This is a genomic window from Erythrobacter sp. BLCC-B19 (genome assembly GCF_028621955.1).
In the GTDB taxonomy this organism is placed as follows: Bacteria; Pseudomonadota; Alphaproteobacteria; order Sphingomonadales; family Sphingomonadaceae; genus Erythrobacter.
On record NZ_CP117516.1, the window covers coordinates 422,123 to 444,016 of the forward strand.

The following is a 21,894-nucleotide window of genomic DNA, read 5'->3' on the forward strand; positions in this document are numbered from 1 at the left end:
CAACATGAACCTGCACAACCCCCGCTCCAGCTTCACGCCGCCCGATGGCGAGGGATCGGTGCAGGTCGCGCTCGACCCGGCCGACAAGATCAAGGGCGCCAAGGTTTTCGCCGTCTACGGCAAGGGCGGAATCGGGAAGTCGACCACCTCGTCGAACCTTTCGGCCGCCTTTTCCAAGCTTGGCCACCGCGTGCTCCAGATCGGCTGCGATCCCAAGCATGACAGCACCTTCACGCTCACCAAGAAGCTGATGCCGACGGTGATCGACGTGCTCGAGACGGTCGAGTTCCATTCCGAGGAACTGCGGCCTGAGGACTATATGTTCGAAGGCTATAACGGCGTGATGTGCGTCGAGGCGGGCGGGCCGCCGGCAGGTACGGGCTGCGGTGGCTATGTCGTGGGGCAGACGGTCAAGCTGCTGAAACAGCACCATCTTCTCGAAGAGACCGACGTGGTGATCTTCGACGTGCTGGGCGATGTGGTGTGCGGCGGGTTTGCAGCGCCCCTCCAGCACGCCGAACGCGCGATCGTGGTAGCGGCGAATGATTTCGACTCCATCTTCGCCATGAACCGCATCGTCGCGGCCATCGGGGCGAAGTCCAAGAATTATGACGTGCGCCTTGCCGGCGTGGTCGCCAATCGCAGCCGCGAGACCGACGAGATCGACCGCTTCTGCGACAAGATCGGGATGCAGCGCCTCGCCCACTTCAAGGATGTCGACGCGATCCGTCGCTCGCGCCTCAAGAAGTGCACCTTGTTCGAGATGGGCGATGATCCCGAGGTGATCGCCGCGCAGAACGAATATCTGCGGCTTGCGGCCATGCTGTGGGCCGGTGTCGAGCCTTCGGTGGCCCAGCCGATGAAGGACCGCGACATTTTCGACTTCCTGGGGTTCGAGTGATGGCGAGCCAGGCTTCATCCGATTACGACACCCGCCGCGAGGCGCTGGCGACTTATTTCGACAGCACCGCCCGTCAGGCGTGGATCGATCTCACCTCGGACACCAAGGTCTCCGGCATCCGCGCCACGGTGCGCGCCGGTCGCGATGCGATGCGGGAAACGCTTTTGGGCTGGCTGCCGAACGACCTCAGGCGCACCAAGATCCTCGATGCCGGCTGCGGCACCGGATCGCTGGCGGTGGCGGCGGCCTGCCGGGGCGCGGAAGTGACGGGGATCGATGTCGCGGCGGGCCTCGTCGAGGTCGCGCGCCAGCGCACGCCGTCGTTCATCGGTCATGGCCGGATCCACTGGCGCTCGGGCGATATGCTCGATCCGGAGCTGGGCACCTTTGCCCATGTGGTGGCGATGGATTCGCTGATCCACTATCAGCCCGAAGACCTCGTCGATGCGCTGACCCAGCTCGCCAGCCGCACCACCGGATCGATCCTGTTCACCTTCGCGCCGCGCACGCGGTTGCTGAGCGCGATGCATGAAGTGGGCAAGTTCTTCCCCAAATCGGACCGCAGCCCGGCGATCGTGCCGACCGCCGAAGACGATCTGCGCGAACGCCTCGCCCGCTTGGGCGGCTGGAGCATCGGACGCACGCAGCGCATTTCGAGCGGGTTCTACACCTCACAGGCGCTGGAGCTGGTGAGACACGGATGAACCGCCCCGCTCGCCCCCCTGCTCCAAAGAGCTTTGCCGAGATGGTGTTCCGGCTGCTGCCCTTCGCGGACGCGGCGAGCGATGATCTGCCCCTGCCGCGCCTGCTGCGGCTGTCGCTGTTTCAGGTCAGCGTCGGGATGGCGACGGTGCTGCTCAATGGCACCTTGAACCGGGTGATGGTGGTCGAGCTGGGCACGCCCACCTGGCTGGTAGCGCTGCTGATCGCGGTGCCGCTGCTGGCTGCGCCCTTCCGCGCGCTGATGGGCTACAAGTCCGACACCCACCGCTCGGTGCTCGGCTGGCGGCGGGTGCCCTACATCTGGTTTGGCTCGATGATGCAGTTCGGCGGCCTCGCGATCATGCCCTTCGCGCTACTGCTGCTCGACGTCGAGGGGCGCTTCACGCTCGGGCTGGCGGCGGCGGCGGCAGCCTTCCTGCTGACTGGCGTGGGCTTCCACATGACCCAGACTGCGGGCCTCGCGCTGGTCACCGACCTTGCCCCCAAGGACAAGCGCCCGCGCGCGGTGGCGCTGCATTACGTTACGCTGCTGATCGGCATGATGTTCGCCGCCTTCGTCATCGGCGGAGTGCTGGCAGATTTCTCCTCGACCAAGCTGGTGCAGGTGATCCAGGGCTGCGCGGTGCTGACCGTGGTGCTCAACACCGCCGCGATCTGGAAGCAGGAAGCCCGCAACCCGGCGATCACCAAGGGCGTGGAGCCGGGCGCGCCGACCTTCTCGCAGCTGTGGCGCGATTTCGTGAGGAGCGGCCGCAACGCGCGCCTGCTCACCGCGATCGGGATCGGCGCGGCGGGCTTTGCCATGCAGGACGCGCTGCTCGAACCCTATGGCGGGGAAATCCTGCAGCTCTCGGTCGGGGCGACCACCGGATTGACCGGGGCGTGGGCGCTGGGTTCGCTGATCGGCTTCACCGTGTCCGGCGCGATGCTCGGGCGCGGCTGGGATCCGCTGCGGCTCGCCGGTACGGGCATGGTAATTGGCATCAACGCCTTCCTGCTGGTGCTGTTCGCCGGCCCCTTTTCGGCCGCGCTGATGCTCTATGCCGGGGCACTGGGGATCGGGCTCGGGCTCGGGCTGTTCTCGGTCGGCACGCTGATGGAGGCGATGAACCTTGCCGATGGCGAGGCCACGGGCCTGGCGCTGGGCGCCTGGGGCGCGGTGCAGGCGAGCTGCGCAGGCCTCGGCATCGCGGTCGGCGGCCTGCTGCGCGACGGGGTCGCGGCGCTGATCCAGAGCGACGCGCCGGCTGCCAGCATGGCGATGCGCGCCACCGGCTATGCCTCGGTCTATGTTCTCGAAATCGCGCTGCTTCTGGCCGGCCTCGCCGCCATCGGGCCTCTCGTGGGCTACCAGCGCCATCCTGCCTCGGGGGAAGGGGATCCCCTCGCGCGGCCGTTCGGACTTGCGGAGTTTCCGACATGATTACCCGTGCCCGCCTGACCATCCCGTCCCATTGCCCCGGCTTCGCCTCAGCCGGGCCGTTCCATGAGAGGAATATGAAATGAACGCTGCCTATATCGTCGGCTCATTCGATGCTGCCGAACTCGCTTTCCTGCTGTTTTTCGGCTTTTTTGTCGCACTGGTCTTCTACCTCAACCGCGAAAGCCGCCGCGAAGGCTACCCGCTTGAGGATGAGGAAACCGGCAGGGTTCACCCCGGTAGCCTGTTCGATGCTGGCAAGAAGACCTTCAACCTGCCCAACGGCCGCGGCACCTACACGCCTGAAGACGTCGCGCGCGATGATGTGAAGGTTGCCGGTGTGCAGGCCTTCAAGGCGGCTGGTGCCCCCTGGGTGCCGACCGGCGATCCGATGAAGGACGGCATGGGCCCGGCTGCCTATGCCAACCGCGCCAAGTATCCCGATGTCACCTTCGACGGTCGCCCGCGCATCGTGCCGATCGGCGATAGCCACGAGCTCATCGTTTCGCCCAATGATCCGCAGCTGATCGGCTATCCGGTGGTGGCTGCCGATGGCGTCACCGCCGGCAAGGTCAGCGACATCTGGGTCGATCAGGCCGAGCACATCATCCGCTATCTCGAAGTCGAGACCACTAGCGGCAAGAAGGTGCTCGCCCCGATGATGGTTGCCGTGGTGCATGGCAACAGCCTGCTGGCGGCGATCCTGCCGATCACCAGCGACGAGCCCAAGTATGTCGAGATCGACGCGATCACCGCCGCACAGTTCGAGGATGTGCCTGCGCTCGAGACCGCTGGGGTCATCACACGCTTCGAGGAAGACCGCATCCAGGCCTACTTTGGCGGCGGCTATATGTATGCAACACCGGAAAGGGCAGAGGCATGGATCTGAACGATCCCGCCGGCCTGACGAACCCTGTGGCAGCGGCGGCAACGCCGCTGCCTGACGGGCTCGATCATGCCGCACTCGAGAATGACGGGCCCAAGGCCTTCGGTGACCGGATGGGCACGCCCGCCGCGAACGAGAAGGTGCTGTGGAAGGGCCGTCCGGCCATCGGCCTCTTGGCCCGCACGGCGTTCCATGCCCACAAGCTCGGGTTCTACATGGCTGCGCTGGCCGTGATCGCGGTTGCGATCGGCAACGAGACCGCCGCCATCGTCGCGGCTGGCCTCGGCGTGGTGCTGGTCGCGCTGCTTTATGCCCTCGCCTGGGCGAGCGCGCGCAGCACGCTCTACATCCTCACCGACACGCGCCTGATCATGCGCATCGGCATGGCGATCGAGACGCGGATCAACGTGCCGCTGAAGCAGGTCACCGCCGCCAATCTGCGCCTCCACGGCAAGAGCGGCTTCGGCGATATCGCCTTCGATCTGGCGGGTGAACGGATGCTCGGCGTCGCGCTTTTGTGGCCTCATGTCCGCCCCTGGCACTACGCCCGTCCGCAGCCGATGCTGCGCGCGGTGCCCGAAGCGGCGAGCCTCGCCCAGCTGATCGCCGCCACCCGTGCGCAATATGGCGCGATCGCCCGGAATTTGACTGAGATCAAGGAAGCCACCCCGGCTTCCGGCCACACCGAGCCTCAGGTTGCCGGTTCATCCGGCCGCATCGCCCCGTCCCGCCACCTCGGCGATGCGGGTCTGGAAGGAGCACCGGCATGATCGTTCGCGAGTACGAGAAGGACGAAGTCACCGTCCACAAGGTGCCGCTTTACCTGATGGGCGGGATGATCGCGATTTCGGTGCTGCTCACCGCCTCGGTGACGCTGGGCTTTCTCCCGCGCCAGTCCGTCCCGACCGAGGCGCGCGCTGCTGCCGGGGTCGAGCCGGCGCAAGAGCGCACCCTCAAGTTCTTCGACGAGGCCGATGGCACCGTGCGGATCGAGGACGGCGTAACCGGTGAAGTGCTGGCCCGCCACGGCCAGGGTGAAGGGGGCTTCATTCGCGCCAGCGTGCGCAGCCTCGTCCACCAGCGCCGCATCCGCAACATCGGCCCCGAGGTGCCCTTTACTCTGACGCGCTGGGAAAACGGCGAGCTGACGCTGCGCGATCCCGAAACCGGGGTGAACATCGAGATCACCGCCTTTGGGTCGATGAACCAGGCCGTCTATGCCGATCTGCTGCCGGCCAGAACCACGGACAAGGACGCGCGCTGACATGGCTCTCGCTTTCCTTGCCACCACCAGTTTCGAGACGCCGTGCACCGTCACGGTCGAACAGAGTTCGGAGCACTTCCACGCCCATGTCGAACTGGACGGCGACATCGCCATCGAACCGGGTGACAAGGTGCGCGTCCACGGCGCCCCCATCGCGATCCCTTTCGGCACCCGCGAGGTGTTCGAGCGCCGCGCCACCGTGACCCGCGCCAGCCCGCTGAAGCGCAGCCTCACCAAGCTCGCCGCCTATTTCGACCTCAGCGAACTCTACGAAGTCAGCTTCAACGCCGGGAGGATCAAATGAACGCCTACAAGCCGATGACCAGCGAAGAGGCGATGGCGATCGCGACGCAGGACACGATGCTGACCCCGCGTTTCTACACTACCGATTACGACGCGCTGGATGCGATCGACGTCACCCCCGTGCGCGCCGAATGGGACCAGCTGATCGCCGACATGGTGGGCGATCCCAACAAGCTCCACTTCAAGCACAATGACAGCTTCAAGGGCGTGATCGAGGGGCTGGAGCCGGCGCTGCGGCGGGAATTCACCGATTTCATGGTGAGCTCGATGACCAGCGAGTTCTCGGGCTGCGTGCTCTATGCCGAGATCGCGCGGCGCACCAAGAACCCGGACGTGAAGCAGCTCTTCCGCCTGCTCGCGCGCGATGAAAGCCGCCATGCCGGCTTCATCAACGAAAGCCTCAAGGATGCAGGGATCGGGGTGGACTTGGGCTATCTGACCAAGACCAAGAAATACACCTACTTCAAGCCGAAGTTCATCTTCTACGCGGTCTACCTGTCGGAGAAGATCGGCTATGCGCGCTACATCACGATCTTCCGCCACCTTGCGCGCAACCCGCAGCACAAGTTCCACCCGATCTTCGACTGGTTCGAGGAATGGTGCAACGACGAGTTCCGCCACGGCGAGGCCTTTGCCATGCTGCTGCGCGCGGACCCCAAGCTGCTCGAAGGCGCCAACAAGCTGTGGGTGCGCTTCTTCCTGCTCTCGGTTTACGCGACCATGTATGTGCGCGATCACAACCGGCCGGTGTTCCACGCCGCATTGGGCGTCGATCCGACCGAGTATGATTACAAGGTCTTCGCGATCTGCAACCAGATCGCCCGGCAGGTCTTCCCGGTCGAACTCGATATCGACAGCCCCGCTTTCCGCCGCCAGATGGAAAAGCTGCGGCTCGCCGCCGCCCGCATCGAAGACGGCAAGGCGCGTGGCGGAATCGGCGGGATGATCGCGCGTGCATCAGGCATGGCGGGCGCAGGGCTTGCCTTTGCGCGGATGTACCTCCAGCGCCCCAAGGCGAACACCCTCCCCCGTTCGATCCGGTTGCAACCGGCATGGTAAGCTGGAGTGGCCATATTGTGCCGTTCATCGTGACGGTGGCGATCTGGTTTGTCGCGACCGGGCTGATTGCCTGGGCCGACAACCGTGAACGCGCCACCTTCAGCCGCAGCCTGATGATCGGCAGCGCCGCGGGCATCGCCGGGCTGCTGGTGATCCTTGGCTCCTCGCTTTCGGCCGAGGTCTGGGCGGTATACCTGTCCTTCATCGGCGCACTGATGGTGTGGGGTTGGCACGAGCTGTCCTTCCTGACCGGCGCTTCAGCCGGCCCGCGCCGGGGGCCAGCCGATCGGCGGCTCAGCGGCGTCGCCCGCTTTCGGCAGGCCGCTGCGACCGTGATGCATCACGAGGTCGCGCTGGCGGTGACGGCGCTGCTGCTGATTTCACTGTCATGGAATGCACCCAATCAGATCGGTGCGACAGTATTCGTGCTGATGTTCGCCATGCGGCTCATTTCGAAGATCAACCTTTTCGTCGGCGTCCCCAATTCGACCGCCGAGATGCTGCCGGAGCAACTCGCCTATCTGAAAACCTATTTCGGCCCCAACCGGATGACGCGGCTGCTGATCATGTCGGTCGCGATGCTGACGGGCGTGACGATCTGGGCAGCCGCGCTGGCGCTCGCCGCCCCGGTGGGGAGCGCGGAAATGGTTGGCGCAAGCCTGATCACCACGCTCGCGCTGCTGGGCGTTCTCGAACACCTGTTTCTGGCCCTGCCCTTCCGGGACGGGATGCTGTGGGGCTGGGCCTTGCCGAAGCGCCGCGCGGCGGCTGAACCGCAAAGAGATTGAAGACAATGAATACGACAGAGGGAATGCGCATGGATTTCGAAGCCTTTTTTGCCGGCGAGCTGGACGCCGTGCGCGCCGATGGCCGCTACCGGGTGTTCACCGATATCAAGCGCCACCGCGGCCGCTTCCCCCACGCCACCCGCTTCATCGCCGACGAGACGCAGGCGGTGACGGTGTGGTGCTCGAACGACTATCTCGGCATGGGCCAGCACCCCGATGTGCTCGAAGCGATGCACAATTGCCTCGACGAATGCGGTGCGGGCGCGGGCGGCACGCGCAATATCTCGGGCACCAATCACTACCATGTGGAACTCGAAGCCGAGCTCGCCGACCTCCACAACAAGGAAGCCGCCCTGCTGTTTACCAGCGGATACGTCTCGAACTGGGCGGGCCTCGGCACGCTGGCGAGCAAGATCCCGGGCTGCGTCGTGTTCTCGGATGCGCTGAACCACGCCTCGATGATCGAAGGCATCCGCCACAGCCGCGCGCCCTACAAGGTGTGGCGCCACAATGACGCGGAGCACCTCGACGAACTGCTCTCCATGTATGGCCCCGAAGTGCCCAAGCTGGTCGCCTTTGAGAGCGTCTATTCGATGGACGGCGACATCGCACCCATCTCCGACATCCTCGACGTGTGCGAAAAGCACGGCGCGATGAGCTATATCGACGAAGTCCATGCGGTCGGCCTCTACGGCCCGCGCGGCGGCGGGATCGCCGAGCGCGAAGGCCTGATGGACCGGATTACCGTGATCGAAGGGACGCTCGGCAAGGCCTTCGGGGTGATGGGCGGCTATATTGCGGCGAGCGCCAACCTCGTCGATTTCGTGCGCAGCTTTGCCAGCGGCTTCATCTTCTCGACCGCCCTGCCCCCTGCCATCGCGGCGGGCGCGGCGGCAAGCATCCGCCACCTCAAGACCAGCAGCGCCGAGCGCGAGCTTCAGCAGAAGCGCGTGGCGCAGGTGCGCCGCAGCCTCGACATCATGGGCATCCCGCACCTCGACAACCCGAGCCACATCATCCCGGTGATGGTTGGCGACGCCAAGAAGTGCAAGATGATCAGCGACTGGCTGATGGACAACCACGGCATCTATGTGCAGCCGATCAACTACCCGACCGTCCCCGTCGGCACGGAACGGCTGCGGGTCACGCCCTCGCCGGTGCATTCGGATGGCGACATCGACCGGCTGATCAAGGCATTGAGCGAGATCTGGTCGCATTGCGAGCTCGCCCGGATGGAAAAGGCTGCTTAACGCACCCCTTCACTGACAGGACTACCGGCTCTCCCTTGGACGGGAGTGAGGGCGGACGCCATGGGGGTGGCGGCCGCCCTCTTTGCGTTGGGCATTGCGGGACACGGACGAAGAATTCAAAGTTGGCAGTCTGTCGCCGCGGTTTCGCTCTTCAGCGGGCGGGCACAGCCCCCCTCCAGCCATGACGATGTGAAGGAGCGTCCCGCAATTGCGTGCCTTTGCCCCGCGTCGGAAAGAGCGCGAAGCGTCCCCTAGCGGCAAACCGAAAGGGTGTGCGACTGGCGGCGCGTGGGCGGCAGGCGGCTTGACCGCTTCAGGCCGATCCCTTGGGCTCCCGATCGGGCAAGGCGATCAGCTCTTCGAGAAACTGCGCGATCAGGCCTGATTGGGAATCGACCTGCGCCTTGGCGTAGACGCGGGCAAGCTGTGCGCGAACCGTGCCCGCCGCCGAGCCGCGCAATCCTGCGATCTCGGCAATATCGCAGCCCTTGAGCGCGAAGAGTGCCACGTCAGCTTCGGCGGCGGTGAGCTTCCATTCCGCGAAGCGCAAGGCAATCAGATCGGCAAGAGCGCCTTTCGCTGCCGCAACCGCGGTCTCGTCGCGCCGGGCTGCGGCGATCAGGCTTCGCACCTGCAACGCCCCCAGCACGACCGCGGCCAACAGGGCAATGGCCGCCATGCCTTCGATCACAAGGTGCCAGCCGATCCCTTCGGCCACCACGTCGCCCACAAGATCGGCGAGAAAGAAGCTACACGCCAAAGCCTGCAAGGCCACAAGGATGCTGATCCCGGTGGCCTTGCGTTCGATGCTGCGCACTCTTGTATTCATGCTGTGTGCCTATCGTCCGATCGGGGCCATCGCTACAAGAACCTGCTTGCCGCTGCGCCGTGTCTCGAAGATCACCCCGCCGATGTGGAGCAGGATCAGCACATATAGCAGATTGGCAGCCGTCTCGTGGATTTCGCCGAGCGGGCCTTCTTCCTCCCCACCTTCGTCCTCCTCGCCTTCCTCTTCGTCCGCTTCCTCCTGGCTTTTGGAAGCGTCCGCCGTGGTGCGGTACTCGGCAGCCTCGGATGCGCCATTCCATGGAGGCGGCCCGGCCATGGCAATGCCGGTGCCGATGATGGTGAGCAGGCAACCCCAGATCGCGTACACCATCATCGCGCCGAGCGGATTATGCGAGGTGTGGTGCACCACTTTGCCAGTCCGGATATCGCGCAGGTGGGCAAGTGCCTTGCGCGGGCTGGGCCAGAAGGCACTAAAGCGCGCCTCGGCAGGGCCGACCAGACCCCACAACAGCCGCAGGCCAAGGATCGCGGCCAGGCCATAGCCGACCCATATATGCGGGCCGGAGCCTTCTTCGGTGACGACCGCATTGGCCAGCACGGCAAGGGCGATCGACCAATGGGTGATCCGGACAATCGGATCCCAGCGGCGGCGGGCGGGCGTGGTCGTTTCGGTCATGGCGCTTCCTTTGCAAAAAGGTGCCAGCGACCGCCCTGATCAAGGGGGACGACAAAGCAAGCCGCTGACCCGCCGCAAATGGCGCTGAAAGGTCGGCGGCGCGATTGGCGATCTGCTTATCCGGGGCTGCCTAAGCGGCTGCTTAGGCATTGTTTGCCGACCGGCAGAAGCCGTTTGCTGGGGCGGACGGCCTGCCATCCCCCCATCACATTCCACGCCTTGCCTTTACCCCACCGGAATGAACCGCACCGCAAATCCGCCGCCCGGCGCCATCCGCACGGCGAAGGTGTCGCCGCCGGTGACGGTCTTCTCCTCGATAACCATCGCATAGGGGTTGGTCTTCCAGTCGGCATCCGGCCCGTCGCGGTAGATCTGGGCGCGGTATTTCCGGCCCGTTTCGAGGAAGCTCAGCGGCACCGACAGATCACGCGCCGTTTCATCCGTCACCGCGCCGAGGAACCATTCCTTCGACTTGCGCCCCTGGCGCGCGAAGGCGACGTAATCGCCGATCTCGCCTGCGAGCGCGATCGATTCTTCCCAGTCGGTTTCGACATCCTTGATGAACTGGAAGGCATCCATCCGCGCCTCGTAATTCTCCGGAAGGTCGGCGGCCATCTGGATCGGGGAATAGAGCACCACGTAAAGTGCAAGCTGCTTGGCGAGCGTCGTCTCCGGGCGGTTCGACGGATCGCCGCGCGGCATATCGGGGCGCAAGGGCGCGCGCTCGTTGGGCTTCAGATCGAAGATGCCGGGGGTGAAGTCCATCGGGCCGGCCAGCATCCGGGTGAAGGCCAGCATCGCCTCGTGCTCGGGCGGGTTGGGCGGCGTGCCCCAGGCGTTGTACTCCATCCCCCGCGCGCCTTCGCGGGCGATCCAGTTGGGATAGGTGCGGCGGAGCCCTGTGTCCTTGACCGGCTCGTGCGCGTTGATCGCAATCTGGCGCTTGGCGGCCTCGGTCACGACCTTGAGATGATGGCGCACCATGAACTGGCTGTCGTGCCATTCGTAGCGGCGGATGCCGTTCTCGTCGATCCGCACCGCATCGCCCGCGTCGGCGACATAGCCGGTCTTGACCTGCCGCACGCCGACCTTCTGCATGAGGTCCATCGCCGCGCCCAACTGGTTTTCGTAATTGGTGATGTTGGCCGAGGTTTCGTGGTGGCCAATGATCCGCACGCCCTTGGAGAGTGCGTATTTGCCCAGTTCCTCGATGTCGTAATCGGGCATGGGTTTGGTGAAATCGAACAGGTCGCCATTATTGTACCAGTCGCCGTCCCAGCCGATGTTCCAGCCTTCGACCAGCACGCCGGCAAAGCCGTGCTTGGCGGCGAAATCGATGTAGCGCTTGGTTTCCTGCGTTGTCGCGCCGTGGATCCGGTCGCGGCCCCAGGTGCGGTCGTTGATGTGCATGGCCCACCAGATGCCGACATATTTGCCCGGCTCCACCCACGACACATCGCCCAGTTTGTTGGGTTCGTTGAGGTTGAGGATGATGTCGGAATTGATGAGGCCCACGGCATTGGGCGCGACCTGAATGGTGCGCCACGGCGAAGTGAAGGGCGCCCTGGTCTTGACCTTGGGCCCGCCCGTCCAATTGCGCAGCTTCGACTCAAAATTGCCGGGACGCAGCTGGTCGAGCGACATGGATGAATAGTCGACCAGCGCGGCTTCATGGATGCTGAAGTAGATGCCGTCGGCGTTGCGGAAGGTCGCGGGGGTGTGCGCATCGTCGACCTCGCCGGCAGGCGCGGTGCGGGTGAGGTATTCGTAGCGGTTGAACTCGTCCGACGGGGTGTACCACATCGTGGTTGTCTCGCCGACGCCGAACTGGGTCAGCTCTTCGGTGATGGCGACATCACCTGCAAGCGCGGCTTGCTCGGGCAGCTCGTATCGGAAGCCGATCCCGGTGTCGAAGGCGCGGAAGCGAACCACCAGCTGCCGGTCGGGGCCGTCGGCAGGCTTGAAGGTGACGGCGAGTTCATTGTGCTGGTCGCGCACCAACCGGCGCTCGCCCCAGGGCTGTTCCCAGGTCGTATCCTTGGCAGCGCGCGCCGATCCGGCGATGGCCAGACCGCGTTCGAAGCCGTGATGTTCGGCAAACAGCATCCCGAGCTTGGAGGGGGCGATCACCTGCTTGCCATCATAGGCGATCGCATAGGTCGCCAGCCCGCCATCATCCTTGACGGTGACGGTAATCCGCCCATCGGGCGAAGCGAGCGTCAGGGTCTCGGCGGCAGCGGGCGCGGCAGCCCACATGATCACGGCGAGCGCCGCGAGCGGTTTCCAGTGCTTGGTCATGCGTCCCTCTCCTTGCAGGCCGATCGGGGCGGCCCGCTTCACTTGGTCTGCGTGTAGATCCGGTAGCCCCAGGCGGGCAGTTCGAGCGTCTCGCCGCCTGCAAAGGTGACGGGGGCACCGGTCAGCGCGTCGTTGTAGGCACCGTGGTGGCGCGCCTGCGCGAAAGTGACAGCTTGCGGCCGGGGCGAGAGGTTGAACACCGCGAAAACCCGCTCGCCCCCCGTGCCGCGGGTGAAGGCATAGACGTCGGCGGTGGCGCTTGTCGGCACCTCGATCATCCCCGCGCCGAAACGCCCGTTGTGGAGCGCCGGGTGGCTGGACTTGAGCGCGATCAGCGTCTGGAACAGCGCCGAATGCTCGCCTTCCTTCCAGACGATCGGGTCGCGATCGAAGAACTGGAGCTGCCGGTTATTGCCCGCTTCCTGCCCGTTATAGATCAGCGGCATCCCGCCACCCACGAAGGACAGCGCAATCGCCGCCTCATAGGCCGGGCCGTAGATCGCAGCCGCTGGCCCGTCCCACGAATTCTGGTCGTGGTTCTCGGTATAGACTATGCGCATCGCCGCATGGGGCCAGGTTTCGGTCTGCTTGGCGTAGTAATCGCGCATTGCGCCCGCCCCGCTACCGTCCTTCACGAGACGCTGCATCGCCTCCTTCCAACCCCAGCCATAGGTCGCATCGAAGGCGCGGGCGTGGAGATCGCGCTGTTCCCATTCGGCCAGCATGAAGACCGGCTTGATCGCGTCCAGCTCGGCCCGTGCCGTCTCCCAGAAATCGGTCGGGACGTATCCGGCCACATCGGCGCGGTAGCCATCGATCCCGTATTCGCGCACCCAGAAAGCGAGGCTCTCGGTCATGTAGCGGCGAAGGCCGGGCTGGCTGTAATCGAAATCGGCAACATCCGACCAGTCGGTGCCGACCGGGCTCATCAACGCGCCCTCGGGCGTGCGGCTGTACCATTCGGGATGGCTTTGCGTGAGCGGGTTGTCCGTGGCCGAATGGTTGGCGACCCAATCGAGGATCACCTTCAGCCCCAACCGATGCGCCTCGTCCACGAAGGCGCGGAAATCGGCCTCGGTGCCCAGCTCGGGATTGACCGCCCGATAGTCGCGCACGGCATAGGGGCTGCCGAGCGAGCCTTTGCGGTTCGCCTCGCCGATGGGATGAATCGGCATCAGCCAGATGATGTCGACCCCCATCTGCGCGAGCCGCGGCAGTTGCCTTTGCGCGGCGGTAAAGGTGCCCTCGGGCGTGAACTGGCGCGTGTTGATCTGGTAGATCACCGCATCCGCTGTCCACGCGGCGTTCTTGACCTCGACCACATCGCGCGGGGCGTAGTCAGGCGCGGCCAGCGCAGGGGCGGCGGCGGCGAGCGTGGTTGCGAGCAACACAGCGGCAAGGCGCATCATGCTTGCCCCGCCGCCTCACCATCGCTGACAAGCAGCGTCGCGCCCGCCGCCAGCACGAAGCTGACCGCCGCAATCGCCATCGCATAGATCGGCGCGCCGCCGAACAGGTTGGTCACGAGAAAGCCCAGCAGCGTTGCCGCCAGAAGCTGCGGCACGACGATGAAGACGTTGAACACCCCCATGTAAATGCCCATCTTTTCCGCGGGAACGCAGCCCGCCAGGATGGCATAGGGCAGCGACACGATCGAGGCCCAGGCGATGCCGATGCCGACCATCGGGATCCACAGCAGCCCCGGGTCGCGGATCAGCAGCATCCCGGCAAAGCCCGCCGCGCCCAGCAGCAGGTTGACCGCGTGCAGGCGGCAGCGGTGGAAGCGCGCTGCAACCACAATGAACCCGAGCGCGGCAAGAGCGGCAAGGCCGTTGCGCACCGATCCCAGCAGGCTCCACCAGTCGGCCGCATCCTGATAGCCGCGGGTCGCAGGGTCGGGCGAGGCGAAGTGGTATTCGGCAATCGCAGGCGTTCCGTAGATCCACATCGCGAACATCGCGAACCAGCTGAAGAACTGCACCACTGCCAGCTGGCGCATGGTCTTGGGCATGGCGAAGAGATCGGACACGACCTCCATGAAGCCGCTGTCGTCCCGGCCCTGCCCGCGCAAGGCCGCCGCGATCAGCTGGATCACCCCGAACCCGGCGAGCAATGCCGCGAGCACATAGAGATCCTTGGCGAGTTCGATTCCGCCCAGAAATGCCGGGCGGGGATCGCCGCGGGCGACCATCACGAATACCGCAAGAACTGCGCCTGCCGCGATCCAGCCGATCCCGCCGGCGCGGAATTGTGCGGCGCTGCGCGGCGTGGCGGCAGGCACGGTGCCGGCTGCGCCCAGCGCGTCGCGGCGCGCGTCCTCGAACCGGGCGAGGTCTTCGGGCGAATACTCCCGCGTTGTCAGCACCGTCCAGGCGACAGCGGCCAGCAGCGCCGCGCCGCCGAGGTAGAAGGCCCAATGCACCGTCTGCGGGATCTGCCCTTCTGGCGCGACATTGGAAAGGCCGAGCCAGTTGGTCATCACCCACGGCAAAGCGCCAGCAATCACCGCACCCGCACCGATGAAGAAGCTCTGCATCGCATAGCCCATGGTGCGCTGGCGATCGGGCAGATTGTCGCCCACGAAGGCGCGGAACGGCTCCATCGTGATATTGAGCGAGGCGTCCATCAGCCACAGCGTGCCGGCCGCGATCCAGAGGGCAGGCGAATTGGGCATGATGAACAGCGCAAGGCTCGCCAGCAGCGCGCCGACGAGGAAATAGGGGCGGCGGCGCGCATAGCCGCTGCCAAAGCGCATCCAGGTCTTGTCGGACAAGTGGCCGATGATCGGCTGCACGATCAGCCCGGTCATCGGCGCGGCAATCCACAGAATCGCCAGCTCATCGACCTCGGCGCCCAAGGTCTGGAAGATGCGGCTGACATTGCCGTTCTGGAGATCGAAGCCGATCTGGATTCCGAGAAAGCCGAAGCTCATGTTCCAGATCTGGCCGGCGCCAAGGCTCGGCTTTTGGCCGCTATGCGTCATGCTTGTATCATCCCTCTCCCGTCCGCCGCCCGGCCTCGCGGGCGTGACGCGGCGCTGCCAAGCGCTAAGCCCTCTGGATCTGGCGTCCATTCATGGCTTGCGCGGCCGCCGCATAGTCTGGACGCCTTGCAAAAATTTGCAAGAAACTTTCAGCTACCGCGTCAAAATTTCCCGATATCGAGGTAGCGGCTCAAAATTTATATCGGTTTTTTCGAGATTTGACGGACAAAACGGTTGGTCGCATGGCCCATCACAAAGATTTGCAAAAATTTTCCCATGGTGTCACAACTGACGCTGGAGGGAACCTAAATCATGACGCGAATCTTCGTGAGCCTTGCGGCTGTGCTGTGGGCAGGAACCGCTTTGGCAGGAGGGCCAGTCGCGCCCGAGCCGCCCGCCAAGCCCGCCCCGATTGCCGAGCGGCAGCTCGAAGACGAGATCATCTATTTCGTCCTGCCCGACCGATTCGCCAATGGTGATCCGGCAAATGATCGCGGCGGCCTGAAAGGCGGCCCGCTCCAGCACGGCTTCGATCCCGCGCACAAGGGCTTCTACCACGGCGGCGACCTCAAGGGGTTGACCGCGAAGCTCGACTATATCGAGGGCATGGGCGTCACCGCGATCTGGTTCGCGCCGATCTTCAAGAACAAGCCGGTGCAGGGCAAGCCGGGCGAGGAGAGCGCGGGCTATCACGGCTATTGGGTGACCGATTTCACCAGCGTCGACCCGCATTTCGGCACCAATGCTGAATTCAAGGCCTTCGTCGATGCCGCCCACGCGCGCGGGATGAAGGTCTATATGGACATCATCATCAACCACACCGCCGATGTGATCGACTATGCCGAAGGTGAGGCGACCGGCTATCGCTATCGCAGCAAGGGCGAATACCCCTTTTCGCGCCGCGACGGGAAGGCCGTGAACGACGGCTTCACCGGGGATGACAACCCCGATCCGGCAAATTGGGCCAAGCTCACCGATCCCGCCTTCGCCTACACCCCGGTGGTGTCCGAGGCGGAAAAGGACGTGAAGGTGCCCGCCTGGCTCAATGACGTGACGCTCTACCACAACCGCGGCAATTCGCACTGGATCGGCGAAAGCAGCGTCTATGGCGATTTCTCGGGGCTTGATGACCTTGCGACCGAGCACCCGCGGGTTGTCGAAGGGATGATCGATATCTTCGGCCAGTGGATCGACGATTACGGGATCGACGGCTACCGCATCGACACCGCCAAGCACGTGAACCCCGAATTCTGGCGCGCCTTCACCCCGGCGATCCTGGCCCGCGCCAAGGCCAAGGGGATCGATCACTTCCACATCTTCGGCGAGATCGCCTACGAAGAACCCACCGCCACCCTCGCCGCGCAGGTGATGGCCGAGAGCCAGCTGCCCTATGCGCTCGACATGGGCTTCGCCAAGGCCGCACAGATGGTTGCCAGCGGCAAGAGCCCGCCCCGGCTGATGGCCGAATTCCTGCAACAGGATGCGATCTATCCCGGCGGCGCAAAGACCGCGCTGGGCCTGCCGACCTTCCTCGGCAACCATGATTTCGGGCGCTTTTCGATGTTCGTGGCGCAGATGAGCGGCAATGCCGACGAGAAGGCGCTGCTCGCGCGCGTCAAGCTCGGCCATGCGATGATGTTCCTGCTGCGCGGGGTGCCGACGATCTACTACGGCGACGAACAGGGCTTCATCTCCGACGGCAACGACCAGCTGGCGCGCGAGGATATGTTCCCATCGAAGGTCGATTTCTACAACGACAACAATCTGATCGGCTCGGACGCGACCACGGCTGAGGACAATTTCGACACCAGCCACCCGCTCTACCGCCTGATCGCCGATCTCGCGCAGGCGCGCACGGCCAGCCCCGCCCTGCGGCGCGGCCTCAGCACGGTGCGCGCCTTCGAGGAAGCCGCCCCCGGCCTGCTCGCGGTGGAACGCCACGATCCCGAAACCGGACAGCGCGTGCTGGCGCTGTTCAACACCGGCGATAAGCCACTTTCTCAGGCCGTTGAGGTCAGCTACCGCGCGCGCCGGGTGAGCGGGCTGGTGGGGCAGTGCCCCGCCGCGCTCGCAGCGCCCGGATCGGTCACGGTCAGCTTGCCCGCCTTCGGCTTTGCCGCCTGCATTCTGGAGACTGACGACTAATGGCAACCGCTCTTGCCAGCACCGCCGCCGAGACCGCTCACCCGCTGGCGTGGTGGCGCGGCGCGGTGATCTATCAGATCTATCCGCGCTCGTTCCGCGACACCAATGGCGACGGGATCGGCGACCTTGCAGGGATCGCCGACGGCCTTGATTACATCGCCGACCTTGGCGTGGACGGCATCTGGATCAGCCCCTTCTTCACCTCGCCGATGAAGGATTTCGGCTATGATGTGGCCGATTACTGCGGGATCGACCCGAGCTTCGGCACCTTTGCCGATTTCGACCGGATCATCGCCAAGGCCCACAGCCTCGGCCTCAAGGTCATCATCGATCAGGTCTATTCGCACACCTCGGATGAACACGCCTGGTTCCGGGAAAGCCGCAGCGATCGCACCAATCCCAAGGCCGACTGGTATGTCTGGGCCGATGCCAAGCCCGACGGCTCGCCCCCGTCGAACTGGCAGTCGGTGTTCGGCGGATCGGCATGGCAATGGGATGGGCCGAGGAAGCAGTATTACCTGCACAACTTCCTGACCTCGCAGCCCGATTTGAACGTCCATAACCCGGACGTGCAGAACGCGCTGCTCGATGTCGCGCGCTTCTGGCTGGGTCGGGGTGTTGACGGGTTCCGCCTCGATGCGCTGAACTTCTCGATGCATGACCCCGAGCTGCGCGACAATCCGCCCTCGGGTGTGCCGATGGAACTGGTCACCCGGCCCTTCGATATGCAGGTCAAGCAATTCAACCAGTCGCACCCCGATATCGTCGCCTTCCTCGAACGCATCCGGCAGACGATCGACGAATTCCCCGGCCGGTTTACCGTCGCCGAAGTCGGCGGGCCGGAGCCGCTGGCGGAAATGAAGGCGTTTACCGAGGGCGGCAAGCGGCTGGACAGCGCCTATAATTTCGACTTCCTCTACGCCCCGCGCCTGACCGCGCCGCTGGTGCGGGCGAGCCTGTCGCAGTGGGACGATACGCCGGGCGAAGGCTGGCCGTCGTGGGCGTTCAGCAACCACGATGCCCCGCGCGCGATCACCCGTTGGACGCTGGATGGCGACATGGGCCGGATGGCGCGGCTCAACCTGCTGGTGCTGCTGGCGCTGCGCGGCAACCCGATCATCTACCAGGGCGAGGAACTGGGCCTGCCGCAGGGTCATGTCGCCTTCGAGGATCTGCAGGACCCCGAGGCGATCACCAACTGGCCGCATACGCTGGGCCGCGATGGCGCGCGCACCCCGATGCCGTGGGCGGCGAACGCTCCGCAGGCAGGCTTTTCGACCGCCAACCGCACCTGGCTGAAGCTTGACCCGGCGCATATCGACTTTGCGGCTGACGCGCAGGCAGCCGACCCCGCCTCGACCCTCGCCTATGCCCGCGACCTCTTGGCGCTGCGTCGCCGTCATCCGGCGCTGGCCGTGGGCGGGATCACGCTGCTCGACAGCCCGGAGGAGGTTCTCGCCTTCCTGCGCCATCACGAGAGCGGCGATGTGCTGTGTGTCTATAACCTCGGCGATGCGCCCAGCCATTTTGCCCCGCCTGCCGCGCTCGGCAATGCGCGGGTGATTGCCACCACCAGCGCTGTCGACACAGCCGACGATCTGCCGCACGATCTGGCTCCCGGCACCGGCTATTGGGCGGTTGTCACGGGCAGCTGAGGAACCGATGGCCGACGACCCTTCTTCCCCGCAATCCCGGCGCAGCGCGACGCTTGAGGATATTGCGCGCGAGGCGGGGGTGTCGATCTCGACGGTCAGCCGCGCGCTGAACGACAGCCCCTCGGTCAAGCGGCGCACCAAGCAGCAGATCTGGCAGATCGCGCGCGCGCATGACTACGAGTTCCGCGCTTCGATGCCGAGCGGCCCGATCGGCGCCGATGCGACCCTTGCCGTGGTCGTCCCCGCCCCGCAGGCGCGCGACAGCCGGGTGTCCGACCCCTTCTTCCTCGAACTGCTGGCCGGCATCGCCGAGGCTGCGCGGGAACGCAACGCTGACCTGATCATCAGCCACCTCTCCCCCCGCGCGGGCGGCGATCTCGATTACGCTATGAGCACCAGCCGGGCGACGGGCGTGATCTTCATTGGCCAGTCATCATTGCACCACGAATTCAATGCGCTGGCCGCGCGCGACAACCGCTTCGTGGTGTGGGGCGCGGAGTTCCCCGACGCGCAGTATTGCGTGATTGGATCGGACAACCTCGCAGGCGGCAGGCGCGCAACCGCGCACCTCGCGCGCCTCGGGCGGCGGCGCATCCTGTTCCTTGGCGACACCGAAGCGCCCGAGGCCGAACAGCGCTTCCGCGGCTATCGTCAGGCGCTCGATCAGGCGGGCATCGCCTTCGACGACGACCTGATCGTGCCCGCCCATTTCGAAGTCCATTCGGGCGAGGCCGCGGTGCGCAGCGCGGTTGCGCGGGGCTTGCGCTTCGACGCGGTGTTCGCCGCGTCCGACCTTATCGCCATCGGCGCGATCCGGGCGCTGACGCGCTCGGGGATGCGGGTGCCCGAGGACGTCTCGGTGGTGGGATACGACAATATTCCGGCCGCCCGCCTCGTCACCCCGCAGCTCACCACCATCGATCAGGACGCCAATTTGGCAGGCCGGATGCTGGTGTCGAAGCTGATCGACAAGGGCGATGGTCCGGCGATTTCGCAGCGGCTTGAAACCAGCCTGCTGATCCGCGAAAGCTGCGGGGGATGACAGCAACGCCCGCCAACCCGCTCAAAAGCATCGTCATTGTCGGTGGCGGCAGCGCAGGATGGATGACGGCAGCCGCGCTCGCCCATGCGGTCGGCGAGGCCTGCGCCATCACGCTGATCGAGAGCGAGGCGATCGGCACGGTCGGCGTGGGCGAGGCGACGATCCCGCCGATCCGCAATTTCAACCAGCGGCTCGGCATCGACGAGGCGACCTTCGTGCGCGAGACGCAAGGGTCCTTCAAGCTGGGGATCGAATTCGTCGACTGGGGCAAACTGGGGCACCGCTATTTCCACCCCTTCGGCCAGTATGGCGCTGAATTTGATCAGGTTCCCTTCTATCACCACTGGATGCGCGAATATCTCGCGGAGCGGGTGGAAGGCCCGATTGACGACTTTTCGATGTGCTGGGCGATGGCGAAGGCGGGCAAGTTCGCCCACCCCTCGCCCGACCGGCGGCTGATCCAGTCGACCTTCGACTATGCCTACCACTTTGACGCCGGGCTCTATGCCGCCTACCTGCGGCGGTTCGCCGAAGCCCGGGGCGTGCGGCGGATCGAGGGCAAGGTGGTGGACGTCGCGCTGCGCGGCGAAGACGGGTTCATCGAGAGCGTCACGCTCGACAGCGGCACGCAAATTGGCGGCGAATTCTTCATTGATTGCAGCGGCTTCCGCGGGCTTCTGATCGAGGAGGCGCTGCACGCGGGCTATGACAACTGGCAGCACTGGCTCCCGTGTGATCGTGCCGTGGCCGTTCCCTGCGAGCGCCGCGAGTTCACCCCCTATACCCGCTCGACCGCGCGCGCGGCGGGGTGGCAGTGGCGCATCCCGCTGCAGCACCGCACCGGCAACGGCTATGTGCACTGCTCGCAGTTCATCTCCGAGGACGAGGCCTCCGCCACGCTGCTCGCCAATCTCGACGGCAAGGCGCTGGCTGACCCGCGTCCCTTGCGCTTCGTGACCGGCAAGCGGCGCGAATTCTGGAAGAAGAACTGCGTCGCCATCGGGCTGTCGGCGGGGTTCATGGAGCCGCTGGAATCGACCAGCCTCCACCTCATCCAATACGGCATCCTGCGCCTCATCGCGCTGCTGCCCGATGCCGCCATGTCGCCGCTGCTGGTGCGCGAATATAATGCCCAGACATCAAGGGAATACGAGCTGATCCGGGACTTCCTGATCCTCCATTACAAGGCCTGCGAGCGGGACGATTCCGAGCTGTGGCGCTATTGCGCCGCCATGCCGATCCCCGACAGCTTGCAATACAAGATCGACCACTTCCGCGCCCACGGCACGCTGGTGGCCGAGAGCCACGAGCTGTTCGCCAATCCCAGCTGGATCGCGGTCTATCTGGGTCAGGGGATCGTCCCCGAGCGCGCCCCGCCGTTTGCCGATATGCGGCCCCAGGTGCCGGTGGCACAGCGGCTCGCCCAGATCCGCCAGGCGATGAACGAAGCGGTTGCCGCCATGCCGAGCCACGGCGAGTTCATCGCCCGCCACTGCCCCGCCCCGCCGATCACGGCCTGATCCGCACTGCCGCACAAGCCGCGTTGTTCCACGTGGAACATCGGATGCGCGCGGGCACGGCCCGCTGCCGCCTGCGCAAAACCTGCTAAGACTTGCGTAAACCCCGGCACGCTTTCGGCCGCCAAAGAGAAAGGGCCCGCCATGACTGGCGAGCCCTTCCTGCAACCCTCAATGCGACCCGAGGGCGTGTGG

General features: G+C 65.3%; 19 protein-coding genes. 14 read left to right on the forward strand and 5 right to left on the reverse strand.

From position 1 onward, the window contains the following. Window positions 1–4 precede the first annotated feature (4 nt). The 10 genes from bchL (at window position 5) to hemA (ending at window position 8,594) form a co-directional block, all read left to right on the forward strand. Window positions 5–901, forward strand: a complete 897-nt coding sequence (bchL, locus tag PS060_RS01780; RefSeq protein ID WP_273985040.1) for a ferredoxin:protochlorophyllide reductase (ATP-dependent) iron-sulfur ATP-binding protein — start codon at window positions 5–7, stop codon at window positions 899–901. Further along, entirely contained in the window at window positions 901–1,605 is a 705-nt protein-coding gene (gene bchM / locus PS060_RS01785) for a magnesium protoporphyrin IX methyltransferase (protein ID WP_273985041.1), read from the forward strand. Before bchL ends, bchM begins: the two co-directional genes overlap by 1 nt. Further along, window positions 1,602–3,047: an MFS transporter gene (locus tag PS060_RS01790; protein ID WP_273985042.1), complete on the forward strand. Its 1,446-nt coding sequence runs from the start codon at window positions 1,602–1,604 to the stop codon at window positions 3,045–3,047. Before bchM ends, PS060_RS01790 begins: the two co-directional genes overlap by 4 nt. Before the next feature lie 79 nt (window positions 3,048–3,126). Further along, a complete protein-coding gene (puhA, locus tag PS060_RS01795) occupies window positions 3,127–3,933 on the forward strand; it encodes a photosynthetic reaction center subunit H (RefSeq protein ID WP_273985043.1) in 807 nt (268 codons plus the stop codon). Then, complete coding sequence (gene puhB, locus PS060_RS01800; RefSeq protein WP_273985044.1) at window positions 3,924–4,700, forward strand: photosynthetic complex putative assembly protein PuhB; 777 nt, start codon at window positions 3,924–3,926, stop codon at window positions 4,698–4,700. Before puhA ends, puhB begins: the two co-directional genes overlap by 10 nt. Next, window positions 4,697–5,194, forward strand: coding sequence for a photosynthetic complex assembly protein PuhC (gene puhC / locus PS060_RS01805; protein WP_273985045.1), 498 nt, complete (start codon window positions 4,697–4,699; stop codon window positions 5,192–5,194). The genes puhB and puhC overlap by 4 nt, the downstream gene beginning before the upstream one ends. Before the next feature lies 1 nt (window position 5,195). Beyond that, window positions 5,196–5,498 carry a hypothetical protein gene (locus PS060_RS01810; protein WP_273985046.1) on the forward strand — a complete coding sequence of 101 codons (303 nt, stop codon included), beginning with the start codon at window positions 5,196–5,198 and terminating at the stop codon, window positions 5,496–5,498. Next, window positions 5,495–6,556 (forward strand): magnesium-protoporphyrin IX monomethyl ester (oxidative) cyclase, encoded by a 1,062-nt coding sequence (acsF, locus tag PS060_RS01815; protein WP_273985047.1) that lies wholly within the window; start codon window positions 5,495–5,497, stop codon window positions 6,554–6,556. Before PS060_RS01810 ends, acsF begins: the two co-directional genes overlap by 4 nt. Next, window positions 6,550–7,344: a putative photosynthetic complex assembly protein PuhE gene (puhE, locus tag PS060_RS01820; protein ID WP_273985049.1), complete on the forward strand. Its 795-nt coding sequence runs from the start codon at window positions 6,550–6,552 to the stop codon at window positions 7,342–7,344. The genes acsF and puhE overlap by 7 nt, the downstream gene beginning before the upstream one ends. A 29-nt stretch (window positions 7,345–7,373) precedes the next feature. Then, a complete protein-coding gene (gene hemA, locus PS060_RS01825) occupies window positions 7,374–8,594 on the forward strand; it encodes a 5-aminolevulinate synthase (RefSeq protein ID WP_273986984.1) in 1,221 nt (406 codons plus the stop codon). A 313-nt stretch (window positions 8,595–8,907) separates the two neighbouring features. Here the strand turns inward: hemA and PS060_RS01830 are convergent, their stop codons facing one another. From PS060_RS01830 to PS060_RS01850, 5 genes are all read right to left on the reverse strand, one after another. Beyond that, a complete protein-coding gene (locus PS060_RS01830) occupies window positions 8,908–9,423 on the reverse strand; it encodes a helix-turn-helix transcriptional regulator (protein WP_273985050.1) in 516 nt (171 codons plus the stop codon). 9 nt (window positions 9,424–9,432) lie between these two features. Further along, window positions 9,433–10,059, reverse strand: a complete 627-nt coding sequence (locus tag PS060_RS01835) for a cytochrome b/b6 domain-containing protein (RefSeq protein WP_273985052.1) — start codon at window positions 10,057–10,059, stop codon at window positions 9,433–9,435. A 225-nt stretch (window positions 10,060–10,284) separates the two neighbouring features. After that, window positions 10,285–12,357, reverse strand: a complete 2,073-nt coding sequence (locus PS060_RS01840) for a glycoside hydrolase family 97 protein (RefSeq protein ID WP_273985053.1) — start codon at window positions 12,355–12,357, stop codon at window positions 10,285–10,287. A gap of 38 nt (window positions 12,358–12,395) precedes the next feature. After that, window positions 12,396–13,766, reverse strand: a complete 1,371-nt coding sequence (locus tag PS060_RS01845; protein ID WP_273985054.1) for an alpha-amylase family glycosyl hydrolase — start codon at window positions 13,764–13,766, stop codon at window positions 12,396–12,398. Next, a complete protein-coding gene (locus PS060_RS01850; protein ID WP_273985056.1) occupies window positions 13,763–15,340 on the reverse strand; it encodes an MFS transporter in 1,578 nt (525 codons plus the stop codon). Before PS060_RS01850 ends, PS060_RS01845 begins: the two co-directional genes overlap by 4 nt. A gap of 312 nt (window positions 15,341–15,652) precedes the next feature. Between PS060_RS01850 and PS060_RS01855 the strand changes: the two genes are divergently transcribed. Genes PS060_RS01855 through PS060_RS01870 form a run of 4 tightly spaced genes read left to right on the forward strand, consistent with a single transcriptional unit; the run spans window position 15,653 to window position 21,702 of the window. Then, window positions 15,653–17,485 carry an alpha-amylase family glycosyl hydrolase gene (locus PS060_RS01855; protein WP_273985057.1) on the forward strand — a complete coding sequence of 611 codons (1,833 nt, stop codon included), beginning with the start codon at window positions 15,653–15,655 and terminating at the stop codon, window positions 17,483–17,485. Next, window positions 17,485–19,140 carry an alpha-amylase family glycosyl hydrolase gene (locus tag PS060_RS01860; protein ID WP_273985058.1) on the forward strand — a complete coding sequence of 552 codons (1,656 nt, stop codon included), beginning with the start codon at window positions 17,485–17,487 and terminating at the stop codon, window positions 19,138–19,140. The genes PS060_RS01855 and PS060_RS01860 overlap by 1 nt, the downstream gene beginning before the upstream one ends. A gap of 7 nt (window positions 19,141–19,147) precedes the next feature. Further along, window positions 19,148–20,182, forward strand: a complete 1,035-nt coding sequence (locus PS060_RS01865; protein ID WP_273985059.1) for a LacI family DNA-binding transcriptional regulator — start codon at window positions 19,148–19,150, stop codon at window positions 20,180–20,182. After that, the gene (locus PS060_RS01870; RefSeq protein ID WP_273985060.1) at window positions 20,179–21,702 is read left to right on the forward strand and encodes a tryptophan halogenase family protein; all 1,524 of its coding nucleotides are present in this window, start codon (window positions 20,179–20,181) and stop codon (window positions 21,700–21,702) included. Before PS060_RS01865 ends, PS060_RS01870 begins: the two co-directional genes overlap by 4 nt. Window positions 21,703–21,894: the final 192 nt, after the last annotated feature.